We start from the raw sequence: 19155 nt of genomic DNA on the forward strand, positions 1-19155 counted from the left end.
AATCACTGATTATCCCCTTAACAGAGAATGCTATGCAGTACCCGATTAACGAGATGTTCCAGACCCTGCAAGGTGAGGGTTACTTTACCGGCGTCCCCGCCATTTTTATCCGTTTACAGGGATGCCCGGTTGGCTGTGCCTGGTGCGATACCAAACACACCTGGGATAAGCTTGAAGATCGGGAAGTGTCGTTATACAGCATCCTGGCGAAGACCAAAGAGAGCGACAAGTGGGGCGCGGCAAGTAGTGAAGACCTGCTGGCGGTGATAAGCCGACAGGGGTATACCGCGCGTCATGTCGTGATCACCGGCGGAGAGCCCTGTATCCATGACCTGATGCCATTGACCGATTTACTTGAGAAGAATGGATTCAGCTGTCAGATTGAAACCAGCGGTACCCACGAGGTGCGCTGTACGCCGAATACCTGGGTGACGGTCTCGCCGAAGGTGAATATGCGCGGTGGCTATGATGTCCTGTCGCAGGCGCTGGAGCGTGCGAATGAAATCAAGCACCCTGTTGGTCGCGTCCGTGATATTGAAGCGCTGGATGAGCTATTGGCGACGCTGAGCGACGATAAGCCGCGAATCATTGCCTTGCAGCCAATCAGCCAGAAAGAAGACGCGACGCGTCTGTGCATTGAAACCTGTATCGCGCGTAACTGGCGCTTATCAATGCAGACGCACAAATATCTGAATATTGCGTGATAAAAAATCGTTAGCGCGCTTGCCGGGGGCGCTTCGCTTGCCCGGCCTACGGTCATACTCATTTGTAGGCCGGATAAGACGCAACGCGTCGCCATCCGGCACGTTCGCCCGTTCATTTACAGGCCGGATAAGACGCGAGATAAGGAATGCTACGCGTTCGACCAGCTTTGAATCGAATCGACGTTATCCAGATTGCCATGCAGCACTTCATACGACTTTTTCAAAATCACATCGGTGTATTGCGTTAAGTCGCGGAAAATCCCTTTATTCAGTGCGTCATAGCGTCTGGCATTGCTCTCTATCGGCATAAACACATCTTTTACCCGCACCATTTTTTCAACCGCGGTCTCATAGTTCGGGTACAGACCAAGCCCTATGGCCGTGTTAATTGCCGCTCCCAGACTCGCGCAACCATTTATCACATTGCGTCTGGCGGGGAGATTGAACACATCGGCAAAGATTTGCATAAACAGGTCGCTATTCGAACCACCCCCGGTGATGATCACATGTTTAGCAAAGTGGTTCATTTCATTGCACATATTGTCGTAGTTGTTTTTCAGCGTCAGCGCAACGCTCTCCAGAATAGAACGGTAAATCCATGCGTAATCCATGCTGGAATCAAAGCCGATCATGATTCCTCGCTTGAACGGTTCCCAGGGATTGGTTAGCCAGTCGAGAACCGTCATTAAACCGTTACAGCCAGGCGGTACGCCGGCCGCTTTCTTATTGAGTAAATCTTCCGGCGACAGCCCCTGTGCTTTGGCGTCCTGAATCAGTGATTCGCCCAACATATCCCGCAGCCAACTGACCGTCCACATGCCTTTACGAATACCGTAGCCTTCATAGAGCAGGGTTTCGGGAATAGAAGACATAATCGGCCAGTAAGCGACCGGATCTTTGGGGAGCGCTTTGCCGTTCATCATCAGGGCGATATAGGTGCCTAATGAGATAACTGCGGTTTCATCGTCCAGCAATCCTGCGCCCAGTGCTTCCACCGGTTTGTCGCTGGTAGTGCAGACCACGGGCAAGCCGACAGGGAAACCCGTTGCCAGGGCGGCGGCTTCAGTCAGATGACCGAGCACGCTTCCCGGCATCTGGACGTCAAACAGCATCCTGCGCGGAATGTTGAACTTCTTCATCACCTCATCGTCATCGCTCCACGCCCAGGTTTTGTAATCCACCGGCCACTGCCCAAAGTAGTTGGCGATATTGTCTTTAAACTCACCGGTTAAGCGATGCGACAGATAACCTGAAAATGAGGTGACATAAGCCACATCGGGGTTGGTATGCTCGTAGGGACGGGTTACGCGCGCGTCCTGCCAGCTAATCAGCGGAGCTGCGGGCGTGCCGTCGGCTTTTAATAATGCGCGACAGCAACGGATGGAACCCAGACCGATTCCAGCAATGTCTTTTCTGTCACCCGAAAACTGACTCATCAGGTCTTGCCCTGCGGAGCATAAAGACGTCCATAAATCATCATCAGGATGTTCTGCCGTATTGGCATCGGGTGTATACATGGGCTGTAACAATCCTTTCCCTTCGCACACCACATTCCCTTCGAGATCGTACATCACGACCTTCGTACTCTGACTTCCGCCATCAATTCCAATGATGTATTTCTTCGACATTGTCATTCTCCTTAATTTTCTCTCTTCACTCGCCGGAGGCTTCTGCGGCCAGCGATGTCATCTTTTCCGGTGTGGCGTTAGCGGTACGAATTTTGCGAAAGAGCAAAAAGGTAAACAGAATCACCATACACAGCGCCGCCAGTCCCATCAGCCACATGTTGCGATAGGCTTCCGCTGCCGGGAGCGTGTCCTGCCAGTGGCCTACGATCGGATAAACAAAAACGTCGGGTAGAAAACCGATAACCGAGCAGATACCTACCGTCGTTCCCATGATGTAAGACGGCGTTCTGGCTTCACCAGGGCAGGCCCAGTAAAGCCCGCGTGAGGCGTAGCAGGTGAAGCCCAACAGCAGAATCAGGCCGATCCCCATCACGACAGACTGTGGATTTGAGTTGGTGGCCAGCAGCGCAATAAGCGCGACGGCTCCGACAATGGAGAGAAGCTGAATGACGCGCGTCGGCGATTTAATTTTGCTGTAAGTGGTAATGATGCCGCCCAGCGGGCCACAGATAGCGCGGAAAATTTTGTTGATCACAATGCCCATGTAACTCGCGGCGACCAGCGACATGCCATACATTTCGGTCAGGTAGTTGGTGGAGTAGCTGAGGATGGCATAGATCGTAAAGACACCGAAGATGACCATGCTGCAATACCAGGTGGTGCTGATGCGTAACACGGCCAGAATATCGCTGAGCTGGAATGATTTTTTCTCTTCTTTTGCCGCGCTGCTGTGATGATGACCATCGCTGACGAAGAACCAGCACAGGATACCCAGCAGGATATAGACCACGCTGTAAATCAGAATCACCGTTTTCAGGCTGTTGCTGTCATCCGGCGCGAAGCGAGAAAAGACCCACATGGTAAACACTGCCAGCGACATCACGCCGACGCCGCGCAGCCCTTCCATCCAGCCCATAATTTTGCCTTGTTCACTGTGATCGCCAAGCAGCGACGCGGCTTTAATGGATACGGACCACAGCATCAGGATTGTCGTAATCGCGAACGCGACCTGAATGCACAGCATGACCCATAGCGGTGGATACGTCGCCATGACCAGACCGAGTAGTCCGGTAATAATCATTGCGGAGGTAATCATTTTGCGATGGGAAAATTTATCGGCGATGATTCCGCTGGGCGCATAAAGAATAATAGCAGCAACACCAAAGGTACTCATTATTAGCCCTATTTCGGTATTGCTAAATCCCATAAATTTTGCCATGGGAATTTGATATATATAGCGTAAATAAGCCAGATCAAAACTGACGCCACCGCTAAAACTAATAATGGCGAGGGTTATCCAGCGGCGATATGAGTTGTGTTGCATATCGAATTCCCATTTGTAATGGACAAAAAAAAGAGAAAAGTAAGCCGCCTTTTCAGGAGGATTACTTTTCTCAGGTCTCTAGTAATTACGTTAGAAATAGCATGGAAGGGCAGCTTATAGTGTGAGAATAATCACGCTTCTTGTTTTTTACCATAATTACAAAGCGAACGGTTCATCTGTGATTACGATCACATTAGATGTCTGGAGGTTGTGCTAAAAATTTACGCCAGTTACCAGAGATAATGAGAAAGGTAACTTCCCTCTCGCGGGGGAAGTTACCTTTCTTTTTTTTTGCCTGAAGGAATTTGGAGCCAACTATGTCGATCGAATCTCTCAATGCATTCTCAATGGATTTTTTCTCCCTGAAAGGGAAAACGGCAATTGTAACGGGCGGGAACAGTGGTCTGGGTCAGGCTTTCGCGATGGCGCTGGCGAAAGCCGGAGCCAATCTTTTTATTCCCAGCTTCGTAAAGGATAACGGTGAAACGAAAGAACTCATTGAAGCACAAGGTGTTGAAGTGGCGTTCATGCAAGTGGACATCACCGAGAAAGGCGCGCCGCAGAAGATTATTGCCGCCTGCTGCGAGCGTTTTGGCACGGTAGATATTCTGGTGAACAACGCCGGGATCTGTAAGCTGAATAAGGTTCTGGACTTTGGCCGCGCGGACTGGGACCCGATGATTGATGTTAACCTGACTGCGGCGTTTGAGCTGAGCTATGAAGCGGCAAAAATTATGATCCCACAAAATAGCGGGAAAATTATTAATATCTGCTCTTTGTTCTCTTATCTTGGCGGGCAGTGGTCTCCGGCTTATTCAGCAACCAAGCATGCGCTTGCTGGTTTTACCAAAGCATATTGCGATGAGCTTGGGCAATATAATATTCAGGTTAACGGTATTGCGCCGGGTTATTATGCCACTGATATTACGCTGGCAACCCGCAGTAACCCGGAAACTAATCAGCGTGTATTGGATCATATTCCGGCCAATCGTTGGGGTGATACTCAGGATCTTATGGGGGCGGCGATATTCCTCGCCAGTCAGGCATCAAATTATGTTAATGGTCATCTTTTGGTTGTCGATGGCGGTTATCTGGTGCGTTAATTTTAATATCGGTGGTTTCTGGTTTTTATTTTATTCTGCATTGACTATCAGGAAGGATTTATTATGTCATTATCCCGTGAAGCGATTGTTGACCAGTTAAAAGAAATTGTGGGTTCCGGGCGTGTTATTACGGATGAAACCGTATTAAAGAAAAACAGTATTGACCGTTTTCGCAAATATGCGGATATTCACGGCGTTTACACGCTGCCCATTCCGGCGGCCGTGGTTAAGCTCGGTTCGACGGAGCAGGTCTCTCGTGTTCTGGCATTCATGAATCAGCATAAAATCAATGGCGTGCCGCGTACCGGCGCATCTGCGACGGAAGGCGGTCTGGAAACTGTCGTCAAAGATTCTGTGGTGCTGGACGGCGCAGGGATGAATCAAATCCTGAGTATTGATATCGAAAACATGCAGGCAACCGCGCAATGTGGCGTACCGCTTGAGATTCTGGAAAACGCGCTGCGTGAAAAAGGCTATACCACCGGGCACTCGCCGCAGTCTAAGCCGCTGGCGCAGATGGGCGGTCTGGTCGCCACCCGCAGTATCGGCCAGTTCTCCACGCTGTACGGCGCGATTGAAGATATGGTGGTGGGGCTGGAAGCCGTGCTGGCGGACGGAACCATTACCCGCATCAAAAACGTGCCTCGCCGGGCGGCCGGGCCGGATATCCGCCATATCATCATTGGGAACGAAGGCGCGCTGTGCTACATCACTGAAGTCACAGTGAAAATCTTTAAGTTCACGCCCGAAAACAACCTCTACTACGGCTATGTGCTGGACGACATGAAAACCGGTTTCGACATCCTGCGTGAAGTCATGGTGGAAGGCTATCGCCCCTCCATTGCGCGCCTGTACGACGCCGAAGATGGAACCCAGCACTTCACGCATTTTGCCGACGGCAAATGTGTGCTGATTTTTATGGCTGAAGGCAATCCGCGACTGGCGCAAGCCACCGGCGAAGGGATTGCAGAGATCGTGGCGCGCTACCCGCAGTGCCAGCGGGTGGACAGCAAACTTATCGAAAACTGGTTCAACCATCTGAACTGGGGGCCGGAAAAAGTGGCTGCCGAACGCGTACAGATCCTGAAAACCGGCAATATGGGCTTTACGACGGAAGTATCTGGTTGCTGGAGCTGCATCCATCAAATCTACGAAAGCGTGATCAACCGTATCCGTACCGAGTTCCCGCATGCGGACGATATCACCATGCTGGGCGGCCACTCTTCTCACAGCTATATCAACGGCACCAACATGTATTTTGTGTATGACTACAACGTGGTGGACTGCAAGCCGGAAGAGGAGATTGATAAATACCATAACCCGCTCAACAAGATCATCTGCGAAGAGACGATCCGTCTTGGCGGCTCAATGGTGCATCACCACGGCATTGGTAAGCACCGCGTTCACTGGAGCAAGCTGGAACACGGTAGCGCCTGGCCGCTGCTGGAAGGTCTCAAGCGCCAGTTTGATCCAAACGGTATTATGAATACAGGCACGATCTACCCGATTGAAAAATAGAGAGTTATACGCAAAATCCTTTAAGCTGCATCAGGCAGCTTAAAGGGCGAAGCGTATAAACGGCTTCTCAACCGGGAAGCCGCGACTTTACCGGACAATGAAGGGGCTACGATGAACACTTCACCGGTGCGAATGGATGATTTACCGCTGAATGGTTTTCATTGCCGCATTGCTGCGCTGACATTCGGCGCGCATTTGACCGATGGCTATGTATTAGGCGTCGTCGGCTATGCCATGATCCAACTGACCCCCGCCATGCAACTGACGCCTTTTATGGAAGGGATGATTGGCGGCTCGGCGCTGGTTGGACTTTTTCTCGGTAGCCTGATCCTGGGATGGGTATCTGATTATATCGGGCGTCAGAAAATTTTTACCTTCAGCTTTATGCTGATAACCATCGCCTCTTTCCTACAGTTTTTTGCCACAACGCCGGAACAGCTTATTGGCTTGCGCATTCTGATTGGTATCGGCCTTGGCGGTGACTACTCGGTTGGTCATACATTGCTGGCTGAATTTGCGCCGCGTCGCCATCGGGGAATATTACTGGGCGCATTCAGTGTGGTGTGGACTATCGGCTATGTTCTGGCGAGCCTGGTGGGGCATCATTTTATTCAGGAAACGCCGGATGCCTGGCGCTGGCTGCTGGCATCGGCATCATTACCCGCGCTGTGCATTACGTTCTTACGCTGGGGAACGCCGGAGTCGCCTCGCTGGCTGATGCGTCAGGGGCGGATAACAGAAGCGTATGCGATTGTGCACCGCTATTTTGGCACGCATGTGCTGCTCGGCGATGAGGTGGCGGCGCCGACGAGCAGACATATCAAAACGCTATTTTCAACGCATTACTGGCGAAGAACCGCGTTTAACAGCGTGTTCTTTGTCTGCCTGGTGATCCCGTGGTTTGTGATTTACACCTGGCTTCCCACCATTGCACAAACGATCGGTCTTGAAAATGCGCTAACCGCCAGCCTGATGCTTAACGCGCTGCTGATTGTTGGCGCGCTGCTGGGGCTGTTGTTAACACACCTGTTGGCGCACCGCCAATTTCTGCTCGGCAGTTTTATGCTGCTCGCCGCGACGCTTGTCGTCATGGCTTGTTTACCGGCGGGAAGCAGCCTGACGCTGTTGCTGTTTGTGTTGTTCAGTACCACCATTTCTGCCGTCAGCAATCTGGTGGGGGTTCTGCCTGCGGAAAGCTTCCCGACGGATATTCGTTCCCTGGGCGTCGGGTTTGCCACGGCAATGAGCCGATTAGGGGCGGCGATCAGCACCAGTTTGTTGCCCTGGACGCTGGCGCAGTGGGGAATGCAGGTTACGCTATTACTGCTGGCTGGGGTATTAGTCATCGGATTTGTGGTGACCTGGCTGTGGGCGCCGGAAACCAAGGCGCTGCCGCTGGTGGCTGCCGGGAGTGTGGACAAAAGACAGGGAGGTGTGAATGAACATTCTGTTAGCGTTTAAGGCAGAGCCCGATCCCGGTATGTTGGCGGAGAAAGACTGGCAGGCGGCGACGGCGGATACCCACGGCCCGGATGTCTCCTTGCTGCGTTGCTCCCCAGGTGCGGATGAACAGGCGGCGGCAGCGTTGCTGCTGGCTCAGCGCAATGGGGGCTGTGAGATGACGTTGACTGCGTTAAGCATCGGCGATGAGCGGGCGCTCCACTGGTTACGTTATTTTGTCGCGCTGGGTTTTGAGACGCCGGTGTTGCTGGAGACGACGGCAGACCTGCGGTTTGCTCCCGAATTTGTCGCCAGGAACATTGCCGACTGGCAGCGTAATCACGGTGCGGATCTGATTATAACGGGCTGTCAGAGTAGCGAGGGTCAGAACAGTCAGACGCCATTTCTGGTTGCTGAAATGCTGGCGTGGCCCTGTTTTACCCAGGTGGAGCGTTTTACGCTTGAGCCTCCTTTTATTGTGGTTGAGCAGCGAACGATGACCGGGCTTCGGCGTTGTCGGGTACGGTTCCCGGCCGTCATCGCCGTCAGGCAGTGTGGTGAAGTGGCGCTTCCCGTACCGGGGATGCGCCAGCGTCTGGCGGCGGCGAAAGCAGACGTCGTGCGTCGGAGCGTTGTGGTTGAGACAACACCAGCGGTTCAGTGCCTGCGTCTGGAGAGACCGGAACAGCGGCGGCATGCAACGATTATCAGCGGCGCGACGGCACAGGAAAAAGCCCGGAGGCTATGGGCGGATTATTTGCGCCAGAGGATGCCGTCATGAAAATTGCTATCATTACTGACTCGCATGAGTGTGCGGCGATGGCGAGCTGGATCGCAGAGAATGCGCTTTGCACCGCAGAACTGGAGCGCTGGATTATCGATCCCGTGCCGGATGTTGCAGAGCAGGTGCTGGATGCGCTGGCGGCGCAATGGCTGCGGACACCTGTTGATATGCTGATCTTTCCGGCAGGTAGTCCGGGCGATGAACTGGCGACGCGACTCGCCTGGCGTCTGCATGGCGGCAGCCTCTGTCAGGTTCAGGCTGTGGATGTGCGACAAGGCCTGGTGAAAAAATCCCATTGGGGGAATGCGCTGACGGCAACGTTGCAAATTACCGCGCGCCCTTTGTGCCTGTCGCTGGCGCGACAGCCGGAGGTGAGCACTTCTGGTCATTCCTTGCCTGTGATGACGGAATATCTGATTACCCCCACGGCGCCCCCCGACTGGCTGGATAAGGTGGAAAGCGTAAATAGCGTCACTACCCATCCTTTGTTACGTGCCGGGCGCGTACTGGTGGTTGGGCAAGGGGGAAGTGAAGCGGATGCAGATAAGATTACCGCGCTTGGTCAGGCGCTTGATGCTGAGGTAGGGTACAGCCGTGCGCGGGTGATGAACGGCGGTTTTGATGCCGATCGCGTGACTGGAATATCGGGGCATCTGCTGTCGCCGGATGTCTGTATCGTGGCTGGCGCGTCAGGGGCGGCGGCGTTGATGGCCGGAGTACGCCAGAGCCGTTTTGTTGTGGCGATAAACCACGATGCCAGCGCGCCGGTTTTTTCGCAGGCGGATGTCGGGATTGTCGATGACTGGCTACCGGTGCTGGAAGAGTTGGTCCGCTGCAAAAATGCCTGATGGCGCTACGCTTATCAGGCCTACGTGTAGGCTACAAAATGCCTGATGGCACTATGCTTATCAGGCCTACGTGTAGGCCGGATAAGACGATTTATCGTCGCCATCCGGCGTTGCCCGGCTTAATTAAGGTGTTTCGCTAACGTCCAGACATCGGTATTGGTGGTGGAAAGCGCCGCCACACCGGCTTTCATCGCATTGCGGGCGTCTTCTTCATCGCATACCAGCCCCCCGGCAATCAGCGGCTGGCGTATCTTCTCTGTCACCCAGCCCAACACTTTCGGCATACAGCCCGGCAGGATCTCAATACAGTCCGGGTTTGACTGCGCGACCTGCTTATCAATATTGTGAAATGAAATGGAATCAACGATAAACAGACGGTGAATACAGAAAAAACCTTCCGCTCTGGCGGCTTTCAGCATTGCCGCTTTCGTGCTGATGATGCCATCCGCTTCGGTGACCAATTTTAAAAACTGGATCACGACCTCTTTATTTGACGCCCCCTCCAGCAGATCAACGTGGATAAACGCATATTTACCCGCATTTTTTATTTTCTTCACAATCGCGCTGATGGTGCAAATGTTCCCGTACAGCACGGAGATGAACTGACATTCGGAATCAATGGCTAACTGTAGGCTGGCGTTATCTTTAACGGCGGCAATCACCGGATTCTGGCGGAGCAGGTGTAACAGGGGCATAGATTATCCTTATATACTCGTCATACTTCAATTTGCTGGTGCGTTGGCTTTCCTCGCAACTCGAATTATTTAGAGTATCAAATTAGCCAAATCGGTAAGTGATGCCAAACCCAGATGCCGGGTAGCGCCACTGTTGCAGCGTTTTTTCATCACACAGTAGTCGACAGGCGCCACACTCCAGGCAGCCGCGAAAGTCGACTTGCAGGCCCCCTTCCGGCGTGCGGGAAAAGAGTCCGGCGGGGCAGGACGTGATCAGCCGTTCTGCCGTTTTGCTGTCGACAGCGGCAGCCGTAACGATATGGGAAATATCGGCGGGGCGCCAGATGTTGCGGGCTACAGACATCGTAAGCTCCTGATAATATCGCCTGCCAGATGGCGCAGGCCGTGACGGCGAAAATGACGCCAGACGATCTGGCGCAGCGGCGGCACAGGATGATGCCCCTGATGCCAGAGCTCGTGAGAAATATCCTGCATTAATGCAGGCCATTGACGATACCATCCCGGGCGCTGCAACAGCGCGGGAACATCCCGATAGCGTTGCAAAACCTCCCACAGCAGACTGTGCTGGATGTCCTGATGATAGGCCGGGAACAGATTTTGCGGCGCATGTTTCTGGCAGGCGTTAATCAGGGTTTGCGCGGCCGCCTGAGCGCCGATGAGCGCCATATCCATACCGCGTACGGAGAAGCCGGTATTGACGCAGCTGCGCAACGCATCGCCTGTCAGCAGCCAGCCTTCGCCTGCGTACTGGACGGGCATGCTGTGTAAGCCGCCTTCCGGCACCAGATGTGCGCCGTACTCCAGCGTTTCGCTGCCTCTGAGCAAAGGACGCAGCGCTGGATGTGCTTTGAGCCGTTCCAGCATTTCGACTGTCGGAATGTCGCTCTGCGCAACAGAAGAGAGTGGACACACTACGCCTAAAGAGAGCGTCTCCTGGTTGGTATAAAGAAACGCGCCGCCAGGGAGATCGCCGCAAATTTCTCCGCTAAACAACATGGCGGCACCTTCCGCCCCGGACAATCGAAAGCGCTCTTCAAGCGTCTGTTTATCCAGCGCCAGCACCTCTTTGATCCCCAGCGCCATTGATGTCGCGGCGGGGCGAGGCAGGAATCCATACCGTTCCGCCAGCACGCTGTTTGCTCCTTCTGCCAGTACGACATAACGGGCGCGCAGCGTTTCATCTTCGCACATGACGCCGCAGACTCGGCCATCTTCAATATGGAGCGCTTCAACCGTAACGCCGTTAACGCACTGTACCCCTGCGGCCTCGGCCTGAGCGACAAACCAGGGATCGAAGCGGGCGCGCAGCAGGCTCCATGAGTCACCGTCTGGTTGCAGGCTGGACCAGGTTGTTGCGCCATCACGGGTTAATAGCGTGAGGTTTTCCTGAGTGATACGGCGTTCAAGGGGGGCGGACTGGTGAACGTCGGGAAGAAGTTCGGCGAGCGCATGACAATATAAACGACCGCCGGAAAGATTTTTGCTGCCGGGAAACTCACCGCGTTCAATCAGCAGGACTGAGAGTCCAGTCCGCGCACAGCGTAAAGCACAAGCGGTGCCCGCTATCCCTGCACCGATGATGATGATATCGAAATCGTCAGCCATGTTGTGCTCCAGAAATCCTGAGAACACAACCCTAACATAACGTTATTTAAGGAAAATTGACCCGCGACACAAACGAAAAAATCACTCGCCGCGATACACGCAGCCTGCTGTGCAGGTCTCTTTCACCATTACTGCGCTCAGCAGCGGTACGGCAGGTTTAACCTGATCCCAAATCCATTTTGCCAGCACTTCGCTGGTTGGATTTTCCAGACCTGGAATATCGTTCAGATAATAATGATCCAGACGATCGTACGTCGGTTTGAACGCGGCTTTCAGTTCGGCGAAATCCATGATCCAACCGGTATGCGGATCGACGTCACCGGTAATTTCAAGGCGCACCATAAATGAATGACCATGCAGGCGGCCACATTTATGCCCTTCCGGTACGTGGGGCAGGCGGTGAGCGGCTTCAAAGGTGAAATCTTTAAACAAGGTGGTGGACATGGATGATTAACTCTCAAGAATACAAAAACCGCCGTAGGGTACCGGAAAGCACATTTTTTATCATTAACTAAAACGGCGTTGACGCGCGGATAATGAGATTTACACAAGAATTGTGAATTATTTCTTTCTATTTCAATAAGTTGTTTAATCGCTTTTGTTGTTAATAACTATAACTAAAACAGGTTAGTCCATTTGGTTATTTGTTATTTCCATCCCTTCTTTAATTGTTATTATCCCCGCCGTTAACCTTATCGCTAGTTTGGTCTTTTTGCATAAATTCCGCTTTGCTACTGGAACATAACGACGCATGACAACACAGGCCCCACCATCCGCTTTGCTTCCGCTAAACCCGGAGCAACTGGCACGCCTTCAGGCGGCCACAACCGATCTTTCTCCCACCCAGCTTGCCTGGGTTTCCGGCTATTTCTGGGGAATGCTGAACCAGCAGCCGGGCACGCTCGCCGCCACGCCAGCGCCTGTCGCTGAAATGCCGGGTATTACGCTTATTTCTGCATCGCAAACCGGCAATGCGCGGCGCGTGGCGGAAGCCCTGCGCGATGACCTGCTGGCGGCGAAACTGAGCGTCACGCTGGTTAATGCGGGCGACTACAAATTCAAACAGATCGCCAATGAAAAGCTGCTGGTTGTGGTCGCGTCCACGCAGGGCGAAGGCGAGCCGCCGGAAGAAGCCGTTGCGCTGCGTAAGTTTCTGTTCTCTAAAAAAGCGCCGAAGCTCGACAACACCGCCTTCGCCGTCTTTGGCCTCGGTGATACCTCCTATGAATTTTTCTGCCAGGCGGGTAAAGATTTCGACAGCAAGCTGGCGGAACTGGGGGGGGAGCGTCTGCTCGATCGCGTCGATGCGGATGTGGAATATCAGGCTGCGGCACAAGAATGGCGGGCTCGCGTTGTTGACGTACTGAAAGCGCGTGCGCCGAGCGCATCGGCAGCGCAGGTCGCTGTCGCGGCAACGGGGGCCGTGAATGACGTGCATTCCAGCCCTTATACTAAAGAAGCGCCGCTGAGCGCCTCGCTCGCCGTCAATCAGAAAATTACCGGCCGCGACTCGGAAAAAGATGTGCGCCATATCGAAATCGATCTGGGCGATTCCGGCCTGCGTTATCAGCCGGGCGATGCCCTGGGCGTCTGGTATCAGAACGATCCTGAACTGGTCAAAGAGATCGTCGAACTGGTCTGGCTGAAAGGCACGGAACCGGTCACCGTTAACGGTAAGGTGCTGCCGCTTGCCGAAGCCTTGCAGTGGCATTTTGAGCTGACGGTGAACACCGCCAATATCGTGGAAAACTACGCCACGCTGACCCGCAGCGAATCGCTGTTGCCGCTGGTGGGTGATAAAGCCCAGTTGCAGCATTACGCCGCGACGACGCCTGTCGTTGATATGCTGCGTTTCTCTCCGGCTCAGCTGGATGCTGATGCGCTGGTGGGGCTGCTGCGCCCGCTAACGCCGCGTCTTTACTCGATAGCCTCTTCCCAGGCGGAAGTTGAGAGCGAAGTGCATATCACCGTAGGCGCCGTGCGTTATGAAATAGAAGGCCGGGCGCGGGCGGGCGGGGCATCAAGCTTCCTGGCCGACCGCGTGGAAGAAGAGGGTGAAGTGCGCGTATTTATCGAATACAACGATAATTTCCGTCTGCCGGCCAACCCGGAAACACCAGTGATCATGATTGGTCCAGGCACCGGGATCGCCCCTTTCCGCGCCTTTATGCAGCAGCGTGCGGCAGATGAAGCGCCGGGTAAAAACTGGTTGTTCTTTGGCAACCCGCACTTTACCGAAGATTTTCTCTACCAGGTGGAATGGCAGCGCTACGTCAAAGAGGGCGTCCTGAGCCGCATCGATCTGGCCTGGTCCCGCGATCAAAAAGAAAAAATATACGTACAAGACAAACTGCGCGAACAGGGCGCAGAGCTGTGGCGCTGGATTAATGACGGCGCGCACATTTATGTCTGCGGCGACGCGAATCGCATGGCGAAAGACGTTGAGCAGGCACTGCTGGAAGTGATTGCCGAATTCGGCGGTATGGATGCCGAAGCGGCGGATGAATTTTTAAGTGAGCTGCGCGTTGAGCGCCGTTATCAGCGAGATGTCTACTAATGAGCGAAAAACATCCAGGCCCACTGGTGGTCGAAGGTAAACTGGCAGATGCCGAGCGCATGAAGCTTGAGAGCAACTACCTGCGCGGCACCATTGCTGAAGATTTGAATGACGGCCTGACCGGCGGTTTTAAAGGCGACAACTTTCTGCTGATCCGTTTTCACGGTATGTACCAGCAGGATGACCGTGACATTCGCGCCGAGCGCGCCGAGCAGAAGCTGGAGCCGCGTCATGCGATGCTGCTGCGTTGCCGTCTGCCGGGTGGGGTTATCACCACCAGACAGTGGCAGGCGATCGATAAATTCGCCGCTGAAAATACGATTTACGGCAGCATTCGCCTGACTAACCGTCAGACCTTCCAGTTCCACGGCATTCTGAAAAAGAACGTGAAGCCGGTACATCAGATGCTGCACTCCGTTGGGCTGGACGCGCTGGCGACCGCCAACGACATGAACCGTAACGTGCTGTGCACCTCTAACCCGTATGAGTCTGAGCTGCATGCCGAAGCCTATGAGTGGGCGAAAAAGATCTCCGAGCATTTGCTGCCGCGCACCCGCGCTTATGCGGAGATCTGGCTTGATCAGGAAAAGGTCGCCACAACGGATGAGGAGCCGATCCTCGGCCAGACCTATCTGCCGCGTAAGTTCAAAACGACCGTGGTGATCCCGCCGCAGAACGACATCGATCTGCACGCCAACGACATGAACTTTGTCGCCGTGGCGGAAAACGGCAAGCTGGTGGGCTTTAACCTGCTGGTCGGCGGCGGGCTTTCTATTGAGCACGGGAACAAGAAAACGTATGCCCGCACCGCGAGCGAGTTCGGCTATCTGCCGCTGGAGCATACCCTGGCGGTGGCGGAAGCGGTGGTGACGACTCAGCGCGACTGGGGTAATCGTACCGATCGTAAAAACGCCAAAACCAAATACACTCTGGAGCGTGTTGGGGTCGAGACGTTCAAGGCGGAAGTCGAGCGTCGTGCAGGCATCAAATTTGAACCGATCCGCCCGTATGAATTTACCGGGCGCGGCGATCGCATCGGTTGGGTGAAAGGCATCGATAACAAATGGCACCTGACGCTGTTTATTGAGAATGGCCGTATTCTGGATTATCCGGGGCGCCCGCTGAAAACCGGTCTGCTGGAGATCGCGAAGATCCACAAGGGCGAATTTCGTATTACCGCTAACCAGAACCTGATCATTGCCGGCGTGCCGGAAAGCCAGAAAGCGAAGATTGAAAAACTGGCGCGCAACCACGGCCTGATGAATGCGGTCACGTCGCAGCGTGAAAACTCGATGGCCTGCGTATCGTTCCCGACCTGCCCGCTGGCGATGGCGGAAGCGGAGCGTTTCCTGCCGACCTTTGTCGATAAAGTGGACGCGTTGATGACCCACCACGGCGTGAGCGATGAGCACATCGTGCTGCGCGTGACGGGCTGCCCAAATGGCTGCGGACGCGCCATGCTGGCGGAAGTCGGTCTGGTGGGGAAAGCGCCGGGTCGTTATAACCTGCATCTGGGCGGCAATCGCATCGGAACGCGTATCCCGCGTATGTTCAAAGAGAACATTACCGAGCCGGAAATTCTGGCGTCGCTGGATGAACTGATTGGGCGCTGGGTGAAAGAGCGCGAAGCGGGTGAAGGCTTCGGCGACTTTACGGTGCGTGCGGGCATCATTCGCCCGGTGCTCGATCCCGCCCGGGATTTCTGGGAATAACGTGCATCGCCGGATGGCGGCATAAATGCCTTATCCGGCCTACGTAGACGGTAGGCCGGATAAGCGCAGCGCCATCAGGCAAGGCAAACAGTGAGGAACTTATGTCCGTACTCGATCTAAACGCCCTGAATGAATTGCCGAAAGTCGAGCGCGTCATGGCGCTGGCTGAAACCAACGCGCAGCTGGAAAAGTTGGATGCTGAAGGACGCGTGGCGTGGGCGCTGGAGAATCTACCCGGTGAATACGTGCTCTCGTCGAGCTTTGGTATTCAGGCGGCGGTCAGCCTGCATCTGGTTAACCAGGTTCGCCCGGATATTCCGGTTATCCTGACCGATACCGGCTATCTGTTCCCGGAAACCTACCAGTTTATTGATGAGCTGACGGAAAAGCTGAATCTGAACCTGAAAGTCTACCGTGCGACAGAAAGCGCGGCCTGGCAGGAAGCCCGCTACGGTAAACTGTGGGAGCAAGGCGTTGAGGGCATTGAGAAATACAATGACATCAACAAAGTCGAGCCGATGAACCGGGCGTTAAAAGAGCTTAACGCGCAAACGTGGTTTGCTGGCCTGCGCCGCGAACAATCCGGGAGCCGGGCGCATCTGCCAGTGCTGGCGATTCAGCGTGGCGTTTTTAAAGTGCTGCCCATCATCGACTGGGATAACCGGACGGTGTACCAGTATCTGCAAAAACACGGTCTGAAATACCATCCGCTATGGGATCAGGGCTATCTGTCGGTTGGCGATACCCACACCACCCGTAAATGGGAGCCCGGTATGGCGGAAGAAGAGACGCGATTCTTCGGGCTGAAGCGCGAGTGCGGGCTACACGAAGGGTGATTGTTTGCCTGATGGCGCTGCGCTTATCAGGCCTACCAGACAGCACGAAGGGTGATTGTTTTGCCTGATGGCGCTACGCTTATCAGGCCTACAAGACAGTGTTTGTAGGCCGGATAAGGCGTTTACGCCGCCATCCGGCAAGCGCTGCGCTTGTAGGCCCGGTAAGGCGTAGCCGCCACCGGGCGACACATCAGGCTTTACCGGCTTTCGCCAGTTCTTTTACCAGCGGCAACATGATGCGCACGACATCGCGACTGCGGTGTTCAATTCTTCCTGGTAGCGCCTTGTCGATGTGCTGTTGGTTATCCAGACGCACATCGTGCCAGCTGTTTCCGGCCGGGAATGAAGGCGTTTTCGCACGCTGCTGATAGCCGTCTTTTTTCCCCAGATTCCAGTTGGTGGCTTCAACCGACAGCACGGAAATACCGGCTTTATCGAAGACTTCGGCGTCGTTGCAGCAGCCTGTGCCTTTCGGGTAATCCTTGTTCAGACCCGGATTGGTCGCGGCGGCGATACCGTGGCTGCGCGCAATCGCCAGCGCCCGGTCGCGCGTCAGTTTGCGTACGGCTTCCGGCGTTTGCTGCCCGCTGTTGAAGTAGAGTTTGTCGCCGACAATCAGGTTATCAAGGTTAATGACCAGCAGCGTATTTTTCTTCTCAGCGGCGCTCATCCGCTTAAGCAGGTTTTCTGCGCCCAGTTTTCCTTCTTCTTCACCGCTGGTGGCGATAAAGCGGATGCCGTACTGCGTCGGGATGTCTTTCAGGCGTTCAGCCAGTTCCAGCATCACGCCCAGCCCGGCGGCGTTATCGTCAATGCCCTGCAAGGTTAAACCGCCGAGATTGGCGTCGGTATCGGCATCGCTCAGCGGCGCATAGGTATCCAGGTGCGCCATAATAATAATTTGTTGCGGCGCTTTCCCTTCGTGCGCCGCAATAACGGTACTGCCCGTCACGTTATGCCAGTTCTTGCGATTATTCCTGGCGGTATAAATATAGCGGCTATTAAATGTTCGGATATCGCTGCGATATCCCATCTGCTCAAATTGCTGACGTAAATAATCGGCAGAGAGCATCTCCGCCGGTGTTCCGGTCATTCTGCCGGGAAAGAATGTTGCAATGTGTCGTGCCTGAATAGTGGCGATATCGCCAGGCTTCGGTGACGTTGCCTGCGCGGGAAGGATAAAGCATACGCCGAGCGCCAGGAGCGCTGCACGGAGGCGCGATGCGGAAAACATAGTGAGTCCTTAAATACAGAGCAGAAATTTTTACCCGCTTAGTATGAAACCGTGATTGCCGTAAAACAATTTCATTTGCTCTGAAATGCCCTAAATTCGGTGGGTTAAGCACTTTTTGATATTTGCTTTCTCAAATCGTTATTCCTTTGAGGAACTACTCATTCCAATTCGTAATTTCATTCGTTCTCCTGCGCTCCCTATAGTCGTGTTATCTGAATGTTTAGCAAAATAGCGGTATTGCAAAGGAACGGTTATGGACCAAAAACGACTCACCCACCTGCGGCAGCTGGAAGCGGAAAGCATCCATATCATTCGCGAGGTGGCCGCCGAATTTTCTAATCCGGTGATGATGTATTCCATCGGTAAAGATTCCAGCGTCATGCTGCATCTGGCGCGTAAAGCGTTTTATCCAGGCTCGTTGCCGTTTCCGCTGCTGCACGTTGATACCGGCTGGAAGTTTCGTGAGATGTACGAATTCCGCGATCGCACCGCAAAGGCCTACGGTTGTGAACTGCTGGTGCATAAAAACCCGGAAGGGGTGGCGATGGGGATTAACCCGTTCGTTCACGGCAGCGCTAAACACACCGATATTATGAAAACCGAAGGGTTGAAACAGGCGTTGGATAAATATGGCTTTGACGCCGCGTTCGGTGGCGCGCGCCGCGACGAAGAGAAGTCGCGCGCCAAAGAGCGTATTTACTCCTTCCGCGACCGTTTTCACCGCTGGGACCCGAAAAACCAGCGCCCGGAGCTATGGCACAACTACAACGGGCAGATTAACAAAGGCGAAAGCATCCGCGTTTTCCCGCTCTCTAACTGGACCGAGCAGGATATTTGGCAGTACATCTGGCTGGAAAATATCGAGATCGTGCCGCTGTACCTGGCCGCTGAGCGCCCGGTGCTGGAGCGCGACGGCATGCTGATGATGATCGATGACGATCGTATTGACCTGCAACCCGGCGAGGTGATCAAAAAACGCATGGTTCGTTTCCGTACCCTCGGCTGCTGGCCGCTCACGGGAGCGGTGGAATCCAGCGCGCAGACGCTGCCGGAAATTATTGAAGAAATGCTGGTCTCGACCACCAGTGAACGTCAGGGGCGCGTGATTGACCGCGACCAGGCGGGCTCAATGGAGCTGAAGAAACGTCAGGGGTATTTCTAAGGAGC

At 54.2% G+C, this 19155-nt stretch carries 17 protein-coding genes; 10 read left to right on the forward strand and 7 right to left on the reverse strand.

Annotated elements, in window-relative coordinates:
• Positions 1–32 precede the first annotated feature (32 nt).
• Positions 33–704, forward strand: coding sequence for a 7-carboxy-7-deazaguanine synthase QueE (gene queE / locus OGV82_RS04060; protein WP_047461605.1), 672 nt, complete (start codon positions 33–35; stop codon positions 702–704).
• 149 nt (positions 705–853) lie between these two features.
• Here the strand turns inward: queE and OGV82_RS04065 are convergent, their stop codons facing one another.
• Positions 854–2332 carry an FGGY-family carbohydrate kinase gene (locus tag OGV82_RS04065; RefSeq protein WP_024130901.1) on the reverse strand — a complete coding sequence of 493 codons (1479 nt, stop codon included), beginning with the start codon at positions 2330–2332 and terminating at the stop codon, positions 854–856.
• Between the two features lie 25 nt (positions 2333–2357).
• Positions 2358–3656 carry an MFS transporter gene (locus tag OGV82_RS04070; RefSeq protein WP_012134886.1) on the reverse strand — a complete coding sequence of 433 codons (1299 nt, stop codon included), beginning with the start codon at positions 3654–3656 and terminating at the stop codon, positions 2358–2360.
• A gap of 317 nt (positions 3657–3973) precedes the next feature.
• On the opposite strand from OGV82_RS04070, the gene OGV82_RS04075 reads away from it, so the two are divergent.
• From OGV82_RS04075 to OGV82_RS04095, 5 genes are all read left to right on the forward strand, one after another.
• Positions 3974–4759, forward strand: coding sequence for an SDR family oxidoreductase (locus OGV82_RS04075; RefSeq protein WP_012134885.1), 786 nt, complete (start codon positions 3974–3976; stop codon positions 4757–4759).
• A gap of 63 nt (positions 4760–4822) precedes the next feature.
• Positions 4823–6277, forward strand: coding sequence for an FAD-binding oxidoreductase (locus OGV82_RS04080; RefSeq protein ID WP_012134883.1), 1455 nt, complete (start codon positions 4823–4825; stop codon positions 6275–6277).
• A gap of 111 nt (positions 6278–6388) precedes the next feature.
• Complete coding sequence (locus OGV82_RS04085) at positions 6389–7738, forward strand: MFS transporter (protein WP_024130900.1); 1350 nt, start codon at positions 6389–6391, stop codon at positions 7736–7738.
• A complete protein-coding gene (locus OGV82_RS04090) occupies positions 7716–8498 on the forward strand; it encodes an adenine nucleotide alpha hydrolase family protein (RefSeq protein WP_012134881.1) in 783 nt (260 codons plus the stop codon). The genes OGV82_RS04085 and OGV82_RS04090 overlap by 23 nt, the downstream gene beginning before the upstream one ends.
• Positions 8495–9349, forward strand: coding sequence for an electron transfer flavoprotein subunit alpha/FixB family protein (locus OGV82_RS04095; RefSeq protein WP_012134880.1), 855 nt, complete (start codon positions 8495–8497; stop codon positions 9347–9349). The genes OGV82_RS04090 and OGV82_RS04095 overlap by 4 nt, the downstream gene beginning before the upstream one ends.
• Before the next feature lie 119 nt (positions 9350–9468).
• Here the strand turns inward: OGV82_RS04095 and OGV82_RS04100 are convergent, their stop codons facing one another.
• The 4 genes from OGV82_RS04100 to queD all read right to left on the reverse strand — a co-directional run bounded on the left by OGV82_RS04100 (position 9469) and on the right by queD (position 12093).
• Positions 9469–10044: a glycerol-3-phosphate responsive antiterminator gene (locus tag OGV82_RS04100; protein ID WP_012134878.1), complete on the reverse strand. Its 576-nt coding sequence runs from the start codon at positions 10042–10044 to the stop codon at positions 9469–9471.
• 82 nt (positions 10045–10126) lie between these two features.
• Positions 10127–10387 carry a ferredoxin family protein gene (locus tag OGV82_RS04105; RefSeq protein ID WP_012134877.1) on the reverse strand — a complete coding sequence of 87 codons (261 nt, stop codon included), beginning with the start codon at positions 10385–10387 and terminating at the stop codon, positions 10127–10129.
• The gene (locus OGV82_RS04110) at positions 10378–11649 is read right to left on the reverse strand and encodes an FAD-dependent oxidoreductase (protein ID WP_047461611.1); all 1272 of its coding nucleotides are present in this window, start codon (positions 11647–11649) and stop codon (positions 10378–10380) included. Before OGV82_RS04110 ends, OGV82_RS04105 begins: the two co-directional genes overlap by 10 nt.
• A gap of 81 nt (positions 11650–11730) precedes the next feature.
• Positions 11731–12093, reverse strand: a complete 363-nt coding sequence (gene queD, locus OGV82_RS04115) for a 6-carboxytetrahydropterin synthase QueD (RefSeq protein ID WP_012134875.1) — start codon at positions 12091–12093, stop codon at positions 11731–11733.
• Positions 12094–12400: 307 nt separating this feature from the next.
• Here queD and cysJ point away from each other — a divergent pair, with 307 nt between their 5' ends.
• The 3 genes from cysJ (at position 12401) to cysH (ending at position 16754) form a co-directional block, all read left to right on the forward strand.
• Complete coding sequence (gene cysJ / locus OGV82_RS04120; RefSeq protein ID WP_101744110.1) at positions 12401–14206, forward strand: NADPH-dependent assimilatory sulfite reductase flavoprotein subunit; 1806 nt, start codon at positions 12401–12403, stop codon at positions 14204–14206.
• Positions 14206–15918 (forward strand): assimilatory sulfite reductase (NADPH) hemoprotein subunit, encoded by a 1713-nt coding sequence (gene cysI, locus OGV82_RS04125; RefSeq protein ID WP_012134872.1) that lies wholly within the window; start codon positions 14206–14208, stop codon positions 15916–15918. Before cysJ ends, cysI begins: the two co-directional genes overlap by 1 nt.
• Before the next feature lie 101 nt (positions 15919–16019).
• Positions 16020–16754: a phosphoadenosine phosphosulfate reductase gene (cysH, locus tag OGV82_RS04130; RefSeq protein ID WP_047461618.1), complete on the forward strand. Its 735-nt coding sequence runs from the start codon at positions 16020–16022 to the stop codon at positions 16752–16754.
• Positions 16755–16944: 190 nt separating this feature from the next.
• Here cysH and OGV82_RS04135 read toward each other — a convergent pair whose 3' ends face one another.
• On the reverse strand, positions 16945–17988 hold the full coding sequence (locus OGV82_RS04135; protein WP_047461621.1) for an aminopeptidase: 1044 nt from the start codon (positions 17986–17988) through the stop codon (positions 16945–16947).
• Positions 17989–18241: 253 nt separating this feature from the next.
• Between OGV82_RS04135 and cysD the strand changes: the two genes are divergently transcribed.
• On the forward strand, positions 18242–19150 hold the full coding sequence (cysD, locus tag OGV82_RS04140; protein ID WP_047461624.1) for a sulfate adenylyltransferase subunit CysD: 909 nt from the start codon (positions 18242–18244) through the stop codon (positions 19148–19150).
• The last annotated feature ends 5 nt before the right edge of the window (positions 19151–19155 follow it).

Source organism: Citrobacter sp. CK191 (assembly GCF_030333435.1).
GTDB lineage: Bacteria > Pseudomonadota > Gammaproteobacteria > Enterobacterales > Enterobacteriaceae > Citrobacter_B > Citrobacter_B koseri.